This is a genomic window from Methanobacteriaceae archaeon (assembly GCA_030656015.1).
Lineage (GTDB): Archaea > Methanobacteriota > Methanobacteria > Methanobacteriales > Methanobacteriaceae > UBA349.
This window is the reverse complement of sequence record JAUSNX010000006.1, coordinates 1-17,496: the sequence shown is the minus strand read 5'-3', so window position 1 is coordinate 17,496 and position 17,496 is coordinate 1. Positions and strand designations below refer to the sequence as shown.

The following is a 17,496-nucleotide window of genomic DNA, read 5'->3' as shown; positions in this document are numbered from 1 at the left end:
GATTTAGATTATTATAAGAATATTATTTTCAAGTCAAAATGTTTTTTTTAAATATAATTTACATTCACCTAATTTTAGTAGATATTTATAATAAGAATTTCTTACAAATAATTAATTAAAAACTATAATTTATTAAATTAATTATAAAATAATTATAAAATTAACCTTTTTGTAAATTCAAGGGGTGAATTATGTCTAAAACTAAAGTCATGGTAGTAGAAGATGAAAGCATTGTAGCAATTGACATTAGTCAAAGGCTTGATAGTTTAGGATATGAAGTCAGCGCCACAGTTTCTTCCGGTGAGAAAGCCATCGAAATGGCTGAGAAAACCAAACCAGATATTATTTTAATGGATATTGTATTAAAAGGAAATATTGATGGTATTGAAGCAGCAGAAGTAATTGGAGAAAAGTTTAAGATACCAATAGTATACCTTACGGCCTATTCCGATGAGAAAACTCTCAAAAGAGCTAAATATACCGGGCCATTTGGTTACATAATAAAACCTTTTGAAGACCGTGAATTACACAGTGTCATTGAAGTAGCTCTTTACAAAAACGAAATGGATACTCGGCTTAAAGAAAGTGAAGAAAAATATAGAATAATAGTTAATTCGATGCAGGACATACTTTTCACACTGGATTTAGATGAGCGCTGCACCATGATTTCTGAAAATCAAATTAAACGATATGGTGTGCGTGCTGAAGATTTTATTGGTAAAACGACAGTTGAAATGTTTGGAGAAGATAATAAAATACACCAAAAAGCCAATAAAAGAGTTTTAGGTGGTGAAAGCATTGTTTATAACTGGTCAGGGAATATTGCTCATAAACCAGTTTACTTTCAAACATCACTTTCTCCTCTAAAAAACTCTGAAGGTGAGTTAATTGGAATTACTGGAATTTTAAGAGACATATCTGATTTAAAAAAGGCAGAAGATGCACTTTCACATGAAACAGAAATTAATATGGCTCTGGCTAAGCTGGGAAAAAAACTATTGAATCCTACAGATATTGAATATATATCCAATCAAGTGTTAAAATATGCTAAAGACCTTACTAAAAGCGAATTTTGTTTTGTGGGTTATGTAGAGCCTGGCACAAGGAACCTTAAAAATTTCAGCCTTACTAAAAAAGTATGGGAAAAATGCCATATAGATAATGTCTTTGAAAGCGAATTTTCTTTTAATGATGTGGGGGGATTATGGGGCTGGGTTCTTGACAATAATGAAGCCATACTTACCAATAACCCATCTGAAGACAGTAGATGCGTAGGAACACCAGAAGGACATATTCCTATTAAAAATTTCATTGGCGTTCCGGCCATGTTAAATGATAAAAGAATAGGAATGATAGCACTATCTAATAGTGAAGAACATTACACCGAAAATGATTTAATCGTAGTTCAACAATTAGCCGACCTTTATGCATTAGCCATTCATCGAAAGCTTTCTGAGGAAAAGCTGAGAGAAAGCGAAGAGAAAAACAGAGTTATTGTTGAAAAATTCCTTAAAATTGTTTCAGAAATGATGATAGAAATTAGATGATTAGTAATCAACCATCCAAGTTCTAGGATATGATTCACTATAAAATTTAATTTCTATGATTAATCTATTTAATAATTTTATTTTTGTTAATAAGATTTTTAATAATTCAAAATTATGCTTATTTATTGGTGAATTTTAATAAATTAAGACTTATTAACGTATTAATGATCGGGAAAACAATATTCAACCATAATATAATTTATAACTTAATCATACACATTACCACTAATTATTATTATTTTGGAGGAGATCTCTTGAGAAATATTCCTGAACTCTTAGCGCCCGCAGGGTCTATTGAATCTATGAAAGCGGCTGTAAACTCAGGAGCGGACGCAGTGTACTTATCTGGAAAAAATTTTGGAGCAAGACATTTTGCTGAAAATTTTTCTGAAAAAGAAATCTCAGAGGTTGTTAACTATGCCCATTTAAACGGAGTGAAAGTTTATGTGACAGTTAATACCCTAGTTAAAGATTCAGAGCTACCAGCTATGGACCAATATCTCTTAAAACTTTATCAAATAGGAGTAGATGCCATATTAGTACAAGATTTGGGAGTAGTAAATTTAGCCCAAAGAGTGGTTCCTAATCTAAATCTCCATGCATCTACTCAAATGACCATACATAATGAGGAAAGTCTGAAATGGTTGGAGAAAAATGGTTTTAAAAGAGCCGTGCTCTCTCGTGAACTCTCAATTGATGAAATCAAATCATTTGTAAAATCCAGTGATCTGGATCTGGAAATATTCCTTCATGGTGCTTTATGCTATGGTTATTCTGGCCAGTGCCTTCTCTCTTCATTCATAGGTGGTAGGAGTGGAAATAGAGGTATGTGTGCCCAACCCTGTAGAAAACCCTATTCTTTAGTTTATGGACCCCAGGATAATTATGGTCGGCCTCATGACCTGAATAAAGTTGATTTACCTGAAAATTTTTTGCTATCAACTAGAGACTTGGCCCATTATCCACAGCTAGACATATTAATAAAATCTGGGATTAAAAGTCTAAAAATTGAAGGCCGCATGAGATCTCCAGAATATGTGGGTATTGTGGTAGGAATATATCGAAGGGCTCTTGATAAAATAGCTAAAGGTAATTGGAAACCACTGCAAGAGGATATGGAAACTCTGAAACTAGCATTTAACAGAGAATTTACATCCGGACATCTGTTACCTAGTCCTAAAAACAATATTATGGCTCGGGAAAAACCAGGCCATAGAGGTCTTTATCTTGGTGATGTGAAAAAAATCAAAGGAAAAGATAAAAAAGTGATTATTTCTTTAAGAACACTTACCATTCCTCAAAAGGGAGATGGGTTGTTTTTTGATATAGATAACGAATTGAAAAGCACTGGATTTGATCTGGATGCTGAACCCGCACTCAATGGGAAAAACCTGATAGTGCAAGCAAAAAAAACCGTCCAAATAAATTCTAAAGTTTATTTAACCCGTAAAAATGATTTAAAAAAATTAATACCCTCCTTTGAGTCTAAAAAAAGATTTTTAAATTTGAAAATTGAGTTTAAGGTTCTTGAAAATAATTATCCTGAGCTGAAGGCAGAATTAGTAGGCCCTAATGGAAAGATATCTACTAAAGTCAAGGCAAGTATGCCCATGGAAGAGGCCATAAATAGACCTGTCAGTGTAGATGAAATAGAAAAACAGGTCATTAAAATGGGGAAAAAACCATTTAATGTTATTTTCAAAAATTTAAACTACGATGGAACTCTTTTTATGCCTTTGCGAGAAATAAATCAGCTAAGAAGAGATTTAATTGATTCTGTAGAAAATAAACTTATTCAAAGTTATTTACCATCTCCTAATGAATTAAAATCGTCATTTGAAGAATATAATATTGTAACAGAAGAATTAAAGTCCTCAATGAAAGAATATAGTGAGGTAAAAGAAGAATTAAAAGATCTAAAAAATATTAAAAATATTAAAAAAAATGATTCGAATACATCACTTTCAGCTTATATAAGTGATATTAAAACTTTAAAAGTAGCTAAAAAGTCTAATTTTAACCGAATATATTTAGAACCCACACTATTGCCAGAATCTGAAATATATGAAAACTGTTTTAATCCAAACAAAAATATTTTAAAGGATAAAAATGCTTTCCAAGAAAAGGGATTATTTGATGAATTTGTAAATATTTTGATTGAATCGAATGATATATGCCAAAATAAAGATATTGAAATGGTTTGGAAATGGCCAGATATAAGTAGATTACATATCCTGGATCTTTTAAAATCCATATCTTCAGAGATTTCTCAATTAGATATGGGAATTATGGTCGGTAGTCCTGGATTAGCCAGTTATTTACACAAAAATCATCCACAATGGAAAGTTTATGGTTCTTCAGCATTAAATATCTGGAATAATCAAAGTATTTCCCATGTTTCTCCATTATTTTCTCTATTAACCTTATCTCCAGAGTTATCACTAAATGACATTAAACCATTATTGAATAAAGATTTAATAGTTTATAATAATTCTAGGGCGGATAAACAGGAGCAAGCTAATTTAAATCCAATTGATTTAGAAATAATATTGCAAGGCAGTCTGGAATCTATTGTTAGTCAGGAATGTATTTTATCATCTAATTTGTTGTCAAATTCTCAGTTTAAGTTGTTTAAAGAAAATAAGGAAGATGATTTTTTTGTAGGGCTTAAAGATGTTAAAAACCAGATTTTCCCTTTGAAAATATCTGCAGACTGTCAAAGTATAATTCAAAACTCCGCAGAAGTTTGTCTAGTTGATTATTTACCATTACTTGGGAAATTGGGTTGTTGCAACTTTTCTATAGATGCCCGAGCTAAAGGACCATTATATTTAGAAAAAATGGGACATTATTATGCTAAAACATTAGCTGATTCTTTAAATCATTCTAATTTACAAATTGATAAGCTTAAGAGTAAAATAAAAAAAGTTTCAACAGGAGGAATTACTGCTGGAAATTTCCTTCGAGGAGTGAATAAAACAGATTTAGTTTAGCTATAGCTAAAACTTACCTTAAAATTATAATAATATCCTGAAATTCTATTACATTATAAAATATTTCTTTTCACACGCTCACCATTCTTATAAATATTCCATTTAAGAATAAGCATATAGAAGTAAATAATTATTATAATCTCTAATTAACTCAATTTAATAAAAAAAAGAAGGTAAAGGGAATAGCATGGGGAAAAAACTAGATTTGACAAAAGTAAAGGGTGTGGGGGAACGCATGGCCCAAAAAATTGTACAACAACTTGGTGGTGAACAGGAACTTATAAATGCGGTTGAAAACTTCGAAATAGATCGTATTTCAAGTATTGAAGGTGTGAGCCAAAGAAAAGCAATTGAAATCATAAATGATCTCTCTGGAAATTCCACAGAAGAATTTCTAAAAACTGAAAGGGCTCTGCAATTATATGAAGAAATTTTAGAAAAAATTTTATCTTATGCTCATAGTTCCCATGCTAAAAATAAGATATTGCTACTTTCACCGATGCAAGATCCTGAAAAGATAAAATCTTCAATTGATTTTGTTATGGAAGCTAAAAGAAGTGTTTCATCACTTCCTATTAAACATGTTCGTGGTTTATTGAACAATTTGAGTTTACCTCATGAAATTAAGCCAAACTACGATCCTTCTGTAGCTATCCTTGTTGAAAGTAGTGAAGATTATGGTTATTTAGTTGATTTAGGCCTTAATCGTCATTTTCCAATAATAAGTGCTCAGGAATCCGGAGAAATTCAGGAATATGAATTTGTTATTTATGTATATTCCCATGGTAATTTGGCCTTAGATGAACAGGAAAATGTGGTAATGGTCAGTAAAGATTCTGAAATTCTGGAAATTATTCCAGAATCTGTTTTAAATTACTTTACACACAACAAATCAATTTTAACCCAGGTGTTAGAATTAAGAAATCTATTACAAAAGGAAACAGTTCTGGATGAAACCATTAAAATATTGAATGAACTGGAAGAATTGAAATATAAAGAAGTCGATTTTGACAAGTCAGTCAATTCTGCTAAGAAGAGGGCGGATGATGAAATAAAATCCTCGGTCAAAAATGTGGACCTCAAAGGAGATGAAGTTCTGGCCCTTTTAAATCAAGGCATGACGGGTAAAATAGAGAAAATATTTGATGAAGTAATCAGTAAAGCACGTGCAGATATTAAGTTAGATACTGGTACTGAATTTGATCCATTCCTCAGAACATATCCTCTGGAAATTGATGATGCAGAATTAGAAAGAGTGAAAAAACAGGATCTATCAAAAAGACAGATTGAAATTTTTGATAAAAAAGTAACAGCTGCTAAAAGACTCTCCCAAATAAGGACAAAAGTTGATCAGGAAATCAAAGAAGCATTGGAATTTGACTATCAATTTGCCCTGGGATGTTTTGCTCATTATTATCAATTAAAATCCCCTGAAATAGGAGATGCTTTCCATCTAGAGGGCGCACTGCATCTAAATTTAGCTCATAAAAATGAAAGTGAATCCACTAATTCTTCTGAGGACATTCAGAGAATAGATTACTCTCTTTTTTACCCGGAAAATGTGGCCTTGCTCACGGGAGCCAATAGTGGAGGAAAAACCACATTACTGGAAACTTTAGCCCAAATTTCGATTATGACCCATATGGGTTTGCCAGTTTGTGCTGAAAAAACAGAAGTAAAGTTACTTGATGAAGTTTATTTCTTCTCTAAACAAAGATCACTAGATGCTGGAGCATTTGAATCATTTTTAAGAACTTTCATGCCCATAGTGACTACTGATAACCAGAAACTAATTTTACTGGACGAATTAGAAGCTATAACTGAATTAGAAGCGGCAGTGAAAATTATATCAAGTTTTATAGAATTAATAAATGATTCAAATTCATTTGCCGTTATAGTAACCCACATGGCCCGTGAAATTATCAAATACGCACCAATAAGAGTAGATGGAATTGAAGCTAAAGGTTTAGATGATAATTATAACCTATTAGTTGATAGAACTCCTAAAATGAATTATTTGGCCCGGAGTACTCCAGAGTTGATATTGAAAATGATATATGAAAGATCTGATGGGAAATTAAAGGATATTTACGGAAAGATACTAGAAAAATTTTAATTTATAATATTAAATCAACTTATTTTTAATTTTTAAATCTAAATTTAAAAATTATTTAGATTAATACAAGTTCCTATCATCATACTGGTCGTATTAATCCTGAAAAAATGGATCAGAATAAAAATAAATTAGGAAAGATCAAAGCAATCAGCATTCATCACCTTGTTCCATGCTTTAATGAAGTCCTGGATAAATTTACTTTCTGAATTTTCACAGGCATAGACTTCTGCAATGGCCCGTAGCTGAGAGTTAGAACCAAAAATAAGGTCAATTCTAGTGCCAGTCCATTTTAATTCTCCTGTTTCACGATCATGACCTTCAAATAGATCTCCTTCTTCTGATACAGCTTTCCATTCTGTTCCCATATCCAGCAAATTCACAAAAAAGTCATTGGTGAGTGTTTCAGGTTTTTCTGTGAAAAGACCGTGTTTAGATTGATTGTAGTTTATATTTAAAACTCTCAAACCTCCAAGGAGAACCGTCATTTCTGGAGCCGTTAGTGTCAGCACCTGTGAGCGATCTATAAGTAGCTCCTCGGCTGAAATAGAGAATTTAGTTTTTAGATAGTTTCTGAATCCATCTGCTAATGGTTCAAGAACAGCAAATGATTCTATATCTGTCTGTTCAGGCAGTGCATCCATTCGCCCTGGGGTGAAAGGGACATTCACTCCATAAACTGCATTCTCAGCCGCCTTTTCAATAGCAGCACCACCTCCCAGGACGATTAAATCAGCAAGCGAGACTTTTTTATCGCTGGATTGTGAATTATTGAACTCAGTTTGAATCTCTTCCAGCGTATTTAATACTTTATTAAGTTTAGCAGGTTCATTTACTTCCCAGTCTTTCTGTGGGGCAAGACGGATGCGTGCACCATTAGCACCTCCCCTTTTATCGGACCCACGGAATGTTGATGCAGAAGCCCAGGCAATTGAAACAAGTTCGGACACACTTAAATCCGATGCAAGAATCTTAGCTTTGAGGTTTGCTATATCCTGTGTATTTATAAGTTCATGATCCACAGCAGGAATAGGATCCTGCCAAATAAGATCCTCTTGGGGAACTTCCGAGCCGAGGTAGCGTGTACGGGGGCCCATGTCACGGTGAGTTAATTTAAACCAGGCACGAGCAAAGGCATCAGCAAATACTTCTGGATTTTCCAGATAGTGCCGGGCTATTTTCTCATAAAAAGGATCAAACTTGAGAGAAAGATCTGCAGTGGTCATCATAGGGCGATTTTTTTTAGAAGGATTATGGGCATCAACCACCATGTCTTCATCATCCACATCTTTTGCTAACCATATATAAGCCCCTGATGGACTTTTAGTAAGTTCCCATTCGTATTTGAAGAGAACTTTCAGATAACCCATATCCCAGGTGGTAGGATTCGGTTTCCAGGCACCTTCCAATCCACTAGTAATGGTATCACCGGCTTTACCACTTTTATATTGACTTTTCCAGCCTAGCCCTTGTTCTTCCATAGAGGCAGCTTCTGGTTCAGGCCCCACTAATTCTGGATCTCCAGCGCCATGGGTTTTACCAAAGGTGTGTCCTCCAGCAATAAGCGCAACGGTTTCTTCGTCATTCATAGCCATACGTGCGAAAGTTTCCCTGACATCACGTGCTGAATCAAGAGGTATTGGTTCTCCATTGGGCCCTTCGGGGTTTACATAGATCAATCCCATCTGTACAGCTGCCAAAGGTTTCTCCAGTTCACGATCTCCACTATATCGTTCATCATCAAGCCATATATCTTCCTTACCCCAGTAAACATCATCCTCCGGTTCCCAAATGTCTTCTCGGCCACCACCAAATCCAAAGGTTTTAAAGCCCATAGACTCCAGTGCACAGTTGCCGGCCAGAATCATGAGGTCAGCCCAGGATATTTTTTCCCCGTATTTCTGCTTAATAGGCCATAAAAGACGACGTGCTTTATCCAGATTAACATTATCTGGCCAACTGTTTATGGGTGCAAAACGCTGATTACCTGTGCCGCCACCACCGCGACCGTCAGATGTGCGGTAAGTGCCCGCGCTATGCCAGGCCATACGAATCATAAGACCACCATAATGTCCCCAGTCAGCAGGCCACCATTCTTGTGAATCTGTCATCAGATTGTAAAGGTCACTTTTCAGTGCAGCCAGGTCAAGCTTTTTAAATTCCTCAGCATAATTGAATTCGGTCCCCATTGGATTGGAAGCTGGCGTATGTTGATGAAGAATCCCTATATTTAATTGGTTTGGCCACCAATCTTTATTTGTAGTCCCTCGACCTGTAGGTTTTCTATCTGTATTGCCTGTAACCGGACACTTACTATAATCATCCATTATATCACCCCATGGATCATATTCAAACTTGTTCAAATTTTTCTAATTACACATTTCCTATTTAGTCGACTCAAATTTTATAATTATCTAGTTACATTTTTGTCTTTGATTATATTTATCACTTAACAACTGTAATTTTATAGTTAAGAAAATAAATAACGATTGTCACTTACTTTATTAAATAAATTTATAGAAATATTTTCTAAAATATCAAAAGAAAATGGGGCCAAAATAGAATTTACACATTATCTTCATATAAAATCATATGAAACACCATTAGAAGTAAGCTCAAAAAAATACATAAAATACCAATTCAATGATTTAAATAAGTTCAGATAGTTTAGTGCTAGAATTGTGGTTGATAGTGTCCATGGTTAGGAAAATGGATATTTGAAATGAAAGAAGAATTAAAATCTAAATTCAAAGTGCAAGATTATCCATTAGAAAGTTTAGCAGTTTGGATCAAATGATAACCAGAAACTCATTTTATTGGACGAATTAGAAGCTATAACTGAATTAGAAGCGGTGGTGAAAATTATATCCAGTTATAGAATTAATAAATGATTCAAATTCATTTGCCGTCATAGTAACCCAAATGGCCCGTGAAATCATCAAATACGCTCCAATAAGAGTAGATGGAATTGAAGCTAAGGGTTTAGATGATAATTATAATCTATTAGTTGATAGAACTCCAAAAATGAATTATTTGGCCAGAAGTACTCCTGAGCTGATATTGAAAATGATATATGAGCGCTCTGATGGGAAATTAAAAGATATTTATGGTAAGATATTAGAGAAATTTTGATCATTGAAGAATATTTGGCTTGACTTTGAGCTAGTTTAAAGTAATTTAAGTCTAATTCAAAGATAAGTGACCTAAATAAAATATAAATAAATTGAATGAATTTTAATGAAAATAGAATATTACAAGCATAGCTGTGGAAAACCGGGTTAGAATCTATTAAATTCTACTATGCCATAAATAAGATGTTTCAGTCCTAATAATTAGATTAATAAAATTTTAAGAGTAATTAATTAATACTAATCAACTTTTTTAGATTATCTTTAGATTTATTTAAATCAGTTGAACTTATTTTTTCTCCCCAAGGTATTAGAAAAATTTTTATTTTCAGTTGTATCCGCATAAAATTCAGGCAGGGAATATATTCAAAAGATCCATCGTCAAAAATAGGGGCTAGAAACCCACCATTTCCTTTATCAAAATCTACCCTTAGTAATAAAGCGTTCATAATATCAATTATCCAGCTTTGATCTTTTTAATCGGCTAATTCAATCATATTCATTCAATATCTTCTGAATTTAGCAAAATTCATTCAGGCAAATAATCTATATCCATCCTTGAATTTTCATGATTCTTATAAATATTCTAAAGTTTAGAATATTAAATAGGAGTGTTTTTTATGACTTCCATCATTGAATTGGAAGACAAATTAAATAGTTTAAAAACTGAGGATAAAGAATCTTACAAAATATTTAAAAGAATTTACAGTGTTTATTCTGGAACCGGAACTATGAAAATTCCTCCGGGACTTAAAAATAAAGTTGTGGGATATTTTAGTACAAAAGATGAATCCGGAAATCCCACTGAAACCCAAAAACAGGTCCTGTATAAACTTGAAAATCAAAAAATAGTGAAAACATTCAATAGGTGGACCGGAGAAGGTGCCCTTTTCAATTATATGCGAACCAACAGGCCAGGTATGGGGAAAAAGGATCTCAAAAATCAGAAAAACAAATTATCCCAATTAATTAATGACTCCCGAAAAAATTGTGATTTTTGCCAGCCAGATCAATATACTCCCGAAGATGTTTTTGGTAGGATTAAAGGTAAACATTCTATAACTGCATCTAATATCGCCAAATATGATGTTTGGAGTAGTCTGGTAATTTTCAAAAACCATAACCCTCTAAAATTTACTCTGGAAGAATTATCTGATTATATTGATACTGGTTTCCACTGGTTTGATAAAGTATTTCAGACCGATGAAACCTACAAATGTCCTTTTTTTGTTTGGAACTGCCTTTACAAAGCCGGAGCTTCACAAATACATGGACATGCGCAAATTTTAATGGGTAAAGATATTCCTTATGCTAAAGTAGAAGTTCTAAAAAGAGCTCAGAGTAATTATCAAAAAAGATATCATGAAAAATCTCATAAAGGATTAGATCCTCATTATTTCCAGGATTTATATCAGGCTCATCATGCACTGGGACTGGGATATACTGTGGATGGGGTTTCTTTGTATACAAGTATCACACCTGCTAAAGAGAAAGAAATCACAATACTGCCCCCAGAATCACCGTCCACCCATAAAAATTCTAAAAAAGTTATTTTTAATATACTTAGATGTTTTATAGATGTTTTAGGAGTACACAGTTATAACTTATCCATATACTGTCCTCCCCGGGATCGGGAATATGATTTCCCATATTTAATTAAAATTGTGGATCGGGGAAGTATTTTCAGGCCCCCCGCAGATATGGGTGGAATGGAACTATTTGGAAGTACTGTGGTAGCTGATGATCCTTATGAAATAATCCACCACATCATAGAATACTTTAAAATACATGAAATAGAATAAAACTCGGAAAAATAGACCTCAACTTTTAATCAGAGGTTTTAAAGCTCAAATAAATGATAAAATCTATTTTATAAATATAATATGATTGAATTGAAAAAATCAGAGCTAGTTTACAGAATTAATCTGTTTTAAGGAGAATTTAAATGTCTAAATATCTTTTTGATAATTTAAAAATGATAAATGATTTCAAAAATGATAAATCTACTGCCATCATACTTGATATAGATGGCACCATCAGTGAAATTGCACCTACTCCCCAGGAAGCTGTTGTTAATTCTGCCATGCACGCTGAACTAATAAAATTAAAAGAAAAATTTGATTTACTGGCAATTATTAGTGGGAGATCTGTTAATGATGCCCGAGCAATGGTAGGTATTGAAGATATTTTATATGTGGGAAACCACGGCCTGGAATATTTTTTTGATGGACAATATTCTGTGGCAGAAGAAGTAGAAAAATATCTCCATCAAATAGAACAAAGTGCTGATCAATTAAATATAGAGTTAGGCGATATTGAAGGCATATTATTTGAGGACAAAGGCATCTGCTATTCCATCCATTACCGACAATGCAATGACGGTGAAGTGGTGAGGAAAAAAATATTAAATTCCCTTAAAAATGGGCCTGAATCAAAAAACCTCCAAATATCAGAGGGTCGTAAGTTGGTGGAAATAAAACCCCCATTAGGTTTTGATAAAGGTGTAATCCTCCATAGAATCATAGAAAAACATGATTTAAACAAGGTTATCTATTTAGGTGATGATATCACCGATTTAGATGCTTTTAAGAAACTTAGTGAATTGGAAAATGAAGGTAAAATAAGGAGTGCTAGTATATTGGTGTTCTCCAATGAAATACCAAGTTATGTTAAGAACAGCACATCATTTTTTGTGGATAGTGTAAATGAAGTTCTTAACTTTTTCAGATGGTTATTAGATTAATATAAACCTTCTTAATCATTAAATAATCAAATAAAGAACAGATAACTGTTTTTTAAGAAAGACTTATTTAATGTGAAGTCCATATTATTACATATGATAAAGGTCATTATTATGGCCGGCGGAAAAGGAACTAGAATTCAACCAATGACATTAATTAGGCCAAAACCTCTGATTCCAATCGCAAACCGACCTATGATTGATTATATTATTAAAAAACTTGAAATTCAAGGCTATACTGATATAGTGGTAACTTTAAACTATTTCAAAAACCAAATTAAAAACTACCTAAATCAGGCTCATCCAGATTTAAATATTAAATATTCTATTGAGAAGAAACCTCTGGGTACTGCTGGAGGCTTAAATAAAGCAGATAGGCACCTTGATGATACTTTTTTTGTTTTGAGTGGGGATGTGCTGGTTGATGTGGACCTTGATAAATTATTAGAGTTTCACCAGGAAAAAAATGCCCTGGCAACCATCCTACTTACTCCTGTAAAAGATCCCACCCATTTTGGAATTGCAGTATTGGACAATAATAATCAAATAATCAAATTTTTAGAAAAACCATCGCCAGATAATGTTTTTAGCAAAATTGCCAATGCGGGAACCTATGTTTTAGAACCAGAAATACTGGATTATGTTGACACTTCGAAAGGCCCAGTAGATTTTTCTAATGATGTTTTCCCACAATTAATAGAAGAAAAAGCTGGGATTTATGGTCATATCTTAGAGGGGTATTGGAACGATGTTGGAAGACCCGATTCATATCTAAAGGCAACCCGAGATGTTCTAAATAAAAAAATAAATCCCCATCCCCACGGAGACTATTTAAGGGAAAGTGTGGGAAAATTTGGAGACATCTGGATTGGTAAAGATGTTAAAATTGAAGATAAAGTTAGAATTATTGGTCCAGTAGTTATTGGGGATAATGCTGTAATAAAAAAAGGAGGTGTACTGGGAAAAAATACAGTTATCGGCGAAAAAGTCCAGGTCGGAGAGGGTACCCATATCTTAGGTTCAGTAATCCTGCCAGATAGTATTATAAAAGCCCATTCATACCTTAAAGACTGCATAATTGATTCTAAATGCATCCTGGAACATGGCTGTGTACTTGAAAAAGGAGTGATACTGGGAAGTTCTGTACAAATGGGTCCTTACAGTTTAGTGAAATCCAATAGATCCATTACTAATAAAATTGAGATTTTTGGAGATTCTATTGTAGATTCTGATTATCCTACTGAAACAGAGTAACTTATTTTAATTTCAGATTAAGGGAATTATAATGTGAATAACGGTAATTATTAAATAAAGAGTTACCAGGGAATTTTATGGCTAAATATGTGCAAGATATAAGGGGAGTGGTTAATGCTGAAATAAGCAATAAATTTGCCTCCCATTTAGGAACTATTATTGGAAATTATCTAGGGTGCGGACAACATGTACTGGTAGGCCGTGATTTTTACACCACTTCCCAAATGATAAAACGCTCTATAACCACCGGGCTCATGTCTTCAGGAATTAATGTAATGGATTTCGGAGTGGCACCCATACCAGTAATACACTCCAACATGGACTTTTATAATGCCAGTGCAATGATTTCTATTTCTAGATCCCATTTAAGACCAGAAGATGTTAATATTAAAATAATTAGTGACCATAAAATCCCTTTAGAACAAAGACCTGGGGAAAAAGTTTCCTGGAAGGAAATAGGTGAGCTTAATTATGTCCATGATTACCATGATAGATATATAAATGCAGTTGTTGAAAAAGCCCCTAAAAAACTCATCGAAGAAAAAGGATTTTTGCTAGTTTTAGACTGTGAAGAAGGCCTTAAAAAAACTTTTGCCCCAGATATATTACGTAAAATGGACTGTCAAACTATTTTAATTGGCTGTAAAGATACTCAATTTGAATACAGTTTTCCAGAACCTAACCCCCAAAGAATATCAGTAGTATCCGAGCTTATTACAGCAATTGGGGCAGATATGGGAGCAATATTAGATAATGATCGAGATATGGTAGTTTTTATTGATGAAAAAGGAAACCGTATTAGAGATCAGACCATATTAGGTATTTTCAGCAAATATATTCTGGAAGAAAATCCAAGGAGTACAATTGTATCTTCAGTTGTGGTTTCTAAATCTTTAGATGAAATAATATCTAAAAGAAAAGGAAAACTAATTAAAACTTCTGTAAACCATGTTTTAAGTGGAATTGCTGAAGAAGACGCCATATTTGGTGGTGATGAACCTGGTATGTTTGTTTTTCCGGAATTTCAATTGTGTTTCGATGCCATTTTTGCAGTAGTTAAAATGCTGGAAATCCTGGCTAAAAAAGATACTACATTATCCCATCTTGCAGGGCAAATAAAGCAATACAACAGGTCCGTTTTTACCATTGACTGTGAACATGAGAAAAAAACATATATAATCGATATTTTTAAGGATAATTTTGAATCAAAATATGAAATCAGCACCATTGACGGTATAAGAGTAGATTTAGATGATTCTTTAATTTTAATCAGACCATCTCGATTCGAACCACTTATCCGAGTTTATTTAGAATCAAAATCTGCTGAAAAATTACAAGAATTAACTGAAACTGTAAAATCCATGATTGAAACAGTACAATAAGGTGTATTTATATGGGTTATCCCCAGCAAAATAAAATTTTAGAGTTTTTAAAGGATAAAAATTTGATAGTAGCTTCAAACAGAGGCCCTGTAGAATTTTACAAAAATGAACACAAAATTGAAATGAAAAGAGGTGCTGGGGGACTTGTTTCAACTCTTCTCCCATTAATGGAATCATTAAAGGGTACTTGGATAGCCAGTGCCATGACTTCAGCTGATGCAGAAGTTGCCAGATCTTTTCCAGATCACAGGGTCCCTATTCCTGAAGAAGATCCTAAATTTTGGGTTCCTTTTGTATTGGTGAATCGAGAACAATATGAGGATTATTACAGTGTAATAAGTAACCCCATTCTCTGGTTTGTCCAACATTATATGTGGAACAATCCTTACACTCCTAATATCGATGAAAAAACCCATACTGCATGGGATAAAGGTTATGTGTATCTAAATAAAAAATTCGCAGAAAAAGTAGTGCAAGAAGCTGAAAGAAATCATAATGAACCTTTAATTATGCTTCAAGATTATCACCTTTATTTATGTCCTTCTTTTATCCGGAAAGAATTGGGAGATATATTTTTAAGCCAATTCATCCATATTCCATGGCCACAATCCGAATATTTCCATATTATACCAGAATACATGAGAAAAGCCATAATCGAAGGATTGTTATCTAACAACATCCTAGGATTTCATATTCCCCGTTATGTAACTAATTTCATTCAATGTTGCGAAGAATTTGCTGACAAAGTTGATTATGAAAAGGGCATGGTCTGGTACAATGGAAATACCACTCATGTAAAAAGTTATCCTATTTCCATAGATTATGATAGTATTAAAGAAATGGCTGTTTCTAAAGAAGTTAAGGCTAAAGAAAAATTAATTAGAGAAATAAAAGGGGATAACTTTTTAATTTATCGAACTGATCGTGCAGACCTTAGTAAAAATATTATTCGCGGATTTGAAGCCTATGATCTTTTTTTAGAAAATCACCCAGAGTATCATGGCAAAGTAAAGTTCTTATCAACTGGAAAACCAACCCGCCAACAAATTAAAGAATACAAAGAATATTACGAACTCATCCAAAAAACCATCCATAAAATTAACCTAAAATATGCTCATGAGCGGTGGAAACCTATCGAATGCATATTTAGAGCAGATTATCAACTAGTAGTAGCAGCATTTAAAAATTATGATTGTCTAATTGTAAATCCCATTGCAGACGGCATGAATATAGTGCCTAAAGAAGCATCTGTAGTTAATGAAACCCAAGGCACAGTAATTTTATCGGAATATGCTGGTTGTTACGAAGAATTAAAAGATCATATCATTCCTGTGAATCCATTTGACATAAAACAAACCGCAGATGCATTTTATCAAGCCATTACTATGAGTAAACAAGAGAGAAGTGAAAGAATGGTATCTTTACAAAATATAGTTTCCCAAAGAACCATTTATAACTGGATAAGTGAACAATTTGCTGATTTTGAGAAAATAAGGGATATATAATTGTTTTCATAGAATTCGTTAATCTGCACTTTAAATAAAGTTATTTTAGACTTTAATAAGAATAAATTATAAAATACATATACTACTGAAGAATTTCTAAATGCAATTGGCTCTTCTTTAAGAGGATAACTTGATAAAAGAATAATTATACCTCCATTTTTAGGAGTTAGTTATTTACAATTGATTTATTATTTTGCAATAAGAATAAAAAGAAAAATTTGAATAAAATTTATATATTTAGTATAATATTTTGCCTGCATACTAACTCGTCTGGTTCATCGGTAGATAACCCTTCCCTCCCCGAGCAACCCTCGAAGCAGGCAGTCTGTCTAATGCTGGGTTTCTTCTATTCATACTAGGCTATCGCCCTGTCTTAAAAGGACCATAGGCATCAGTCGTAAAGATATGACAATAAGATATTGTTTAATTAAGTATTTAATTATTGTTTTTTTATTAAAAAGTTGTTAATAATGAGTTAATTGAAATAAAATTTTTTTTAGATTATATCCTTCTTTAGATATAATTCTATAAAAAAAGTTATAATGAATTAATAAAAGGGGGTTTGGGCAGATATAAATCCGCCCAATAAAAAGGGGGTGAAAATAAGTAGAGAAAACTCTACTTTGTTAAAATTTCTGAAATTTAAAAATATTTCAAACTATTAAAAATAGAATGTCAATTTTTATTTAATTTTATTTGTGTGATTATAAGGAATGGCCGGCAACGTCAAAAGCTTCCCATAGGAACACCCACAGTACCACAAAAAACGCAGGAGGACTTTACTTCTGGGATCGAAACGAGACCAGGTGTAACCCCACCGCTATGGTCGCCGAA

General features: G+C 33.1%; 10 protein-coding genes, 1 rRNA gene and 1 pseudogene. 9 read left to right on the top strand and 3 right to left on the bottom strand.

The annotated features are described in order from the left end of the window. The first annotated feature begins 191 nt into the window (after nt 1-191). The 3 genes from Q7I96_06220 (at nt 192) to Q7I96_06210 (ending at nt 6,656) form a co-directional block, all read left to right on the top strand. Entirely contained in the window at nt 192-1,547 is a 1,356-nt protein-coding gene (locus Q7I96_06220) for a response regulator (protein MDO9627200.1), read from the top strand. Between the two features lie 254 nt (nt 1,548-1,801). Continuing rightward, nucleotides 1,802-4,540, top strand: coding sequence for a DUF3656 domain-containing protein (locus Q7I96_06215; protein ID MDO9627199.1), 2,739 nt, complete (start codon nt 1,802-1,804; stop codon nt 4,538-4,540). A 187-nt stretch (nt 4,541-4,727) separates the two neighbouring features. Further along, nucleotides 4,728-6,656 carry a helix-hairpin-helix domain-containing protein gene (locus Q7I96_06210; protein MDO9627198.1) on the top strand — a complete coding sequence of 643 codons (1,929 nt, stop codon included), beginning with the start codon at nt 4,728-4,730 and terminating at the stop codon, nt 6,654-6,656. A gap of 128 nt (nt 6,657-6,784) precedes the next feature. On the opposite strand, the gene katG is transcribed toward Q7I96_06210, so the two are convergent. After that, on the bottom strand, nt 6,785-8,980 hold the full coding sequence (gene katG / locus Q7I96_06205) for a catalase/peroxidase HPI (GenBank protein ID MDO9627197.1): 2,196 nt from the start codon (nt 8,978-8,980) through the stop codon (nt 6,785-6,787). A gap of 462 nt (nt 8,981-9,442) precedes the next feature. Between katG and Q7I96_06200 the strand changes: the two are divergent. Next, nucleotides 9,443-9,785: pseudogene (locus tag Q7I96_06200) on the top strand (endonuclease MutS2). Between the two features lie 226 nt (nt 9,786-10,011). Here the strand turns inward: Q7I96_06200 and Q7I96_06195 are convergent. Next, nucleotides 10,012-10,230, bottom strand: a complete 219-nt coding sequence (locus Q7I96_06195) for a hypothetical protein (GenBank protein MDO9627196.1) — start codon at nt 10,228-10,230, stop codon at nt 10,012-10,014. Between the two features lie 171 nt (nt 10,231-10,401). On the opposite strand from Q7I96_06195, the gene Q7I96_06190 reads away from it, so the two are divergent. The 5 genes from Q7I96_06190 to Q7I96_06170 all read left to right on the top strand — a co-directional run bounded on the left by Q7I96_06190 (nt 10,402) and on the right by Q7I96_06170 (nt 16,662). Continuing rightward, entirely contained in the window at nt 10,402-11,583 is a 1,182-nt protein-coding gene (locus tag Q7I96_06190) for a hypothetical protein (GenBank protein ID MDO9627195.1), read from the top strand. Nucleotides 11,584-11,726: 143 nt separating this feature from the next. Then, complete coding sequence (gene otsB / locus Q7I96_06185) at nt 11,727-12,524, top strand: trehalose-phosphatase (protein MDO9627194.1); 798 nt, start codon at nt 11,727-11,729, stop codon at nt 12,522-12,524. 111 nt (nt 12,525-12,635) lie between these two features. Continuing rightward, nucleotides 12,636-13,775, top strand: a complete 1,140-nt coding sequence (locus Q7I96_06180) for an NDP-sugar synthase (protein ID MDO9627193.1) — start codon at nt 12,636-12,638, stop codon at nt 13,773-13,775. Nucleotides 13,776-13,852: 77 nt separating this feature from the next. Beyond that, nucleotides 13,853-15,157, top strand: a complete 1,305-nt coding sequence (locus Q7I96_06175) for a phosphomannomutase (GenBank protein MDO9627192.1) — start codon at nt 13,853-13,855, stop codon at nt 15,155-15,157. An 11-nt stretch (nt 15,158-15,168) separates the two neighbouring features. Further along, entirely contained in the window at nt 15,169-16,662 is a 1,494-nt protein-coding gene (locus Q7I96_06170) for a trehalose-6-phosphate synthase (protein MDO9627191.1), read from the top strand. Nucleotides 16,663-17,377: 715 nt separating this feature from the next. Here Q7I96_06170 and rrf read toward each other — a convergent pair. Further along, nucleotides 17,378-17,496 (bottom strand): 5S ribosomal RNA (gene rrf, locus Q7I96_06165).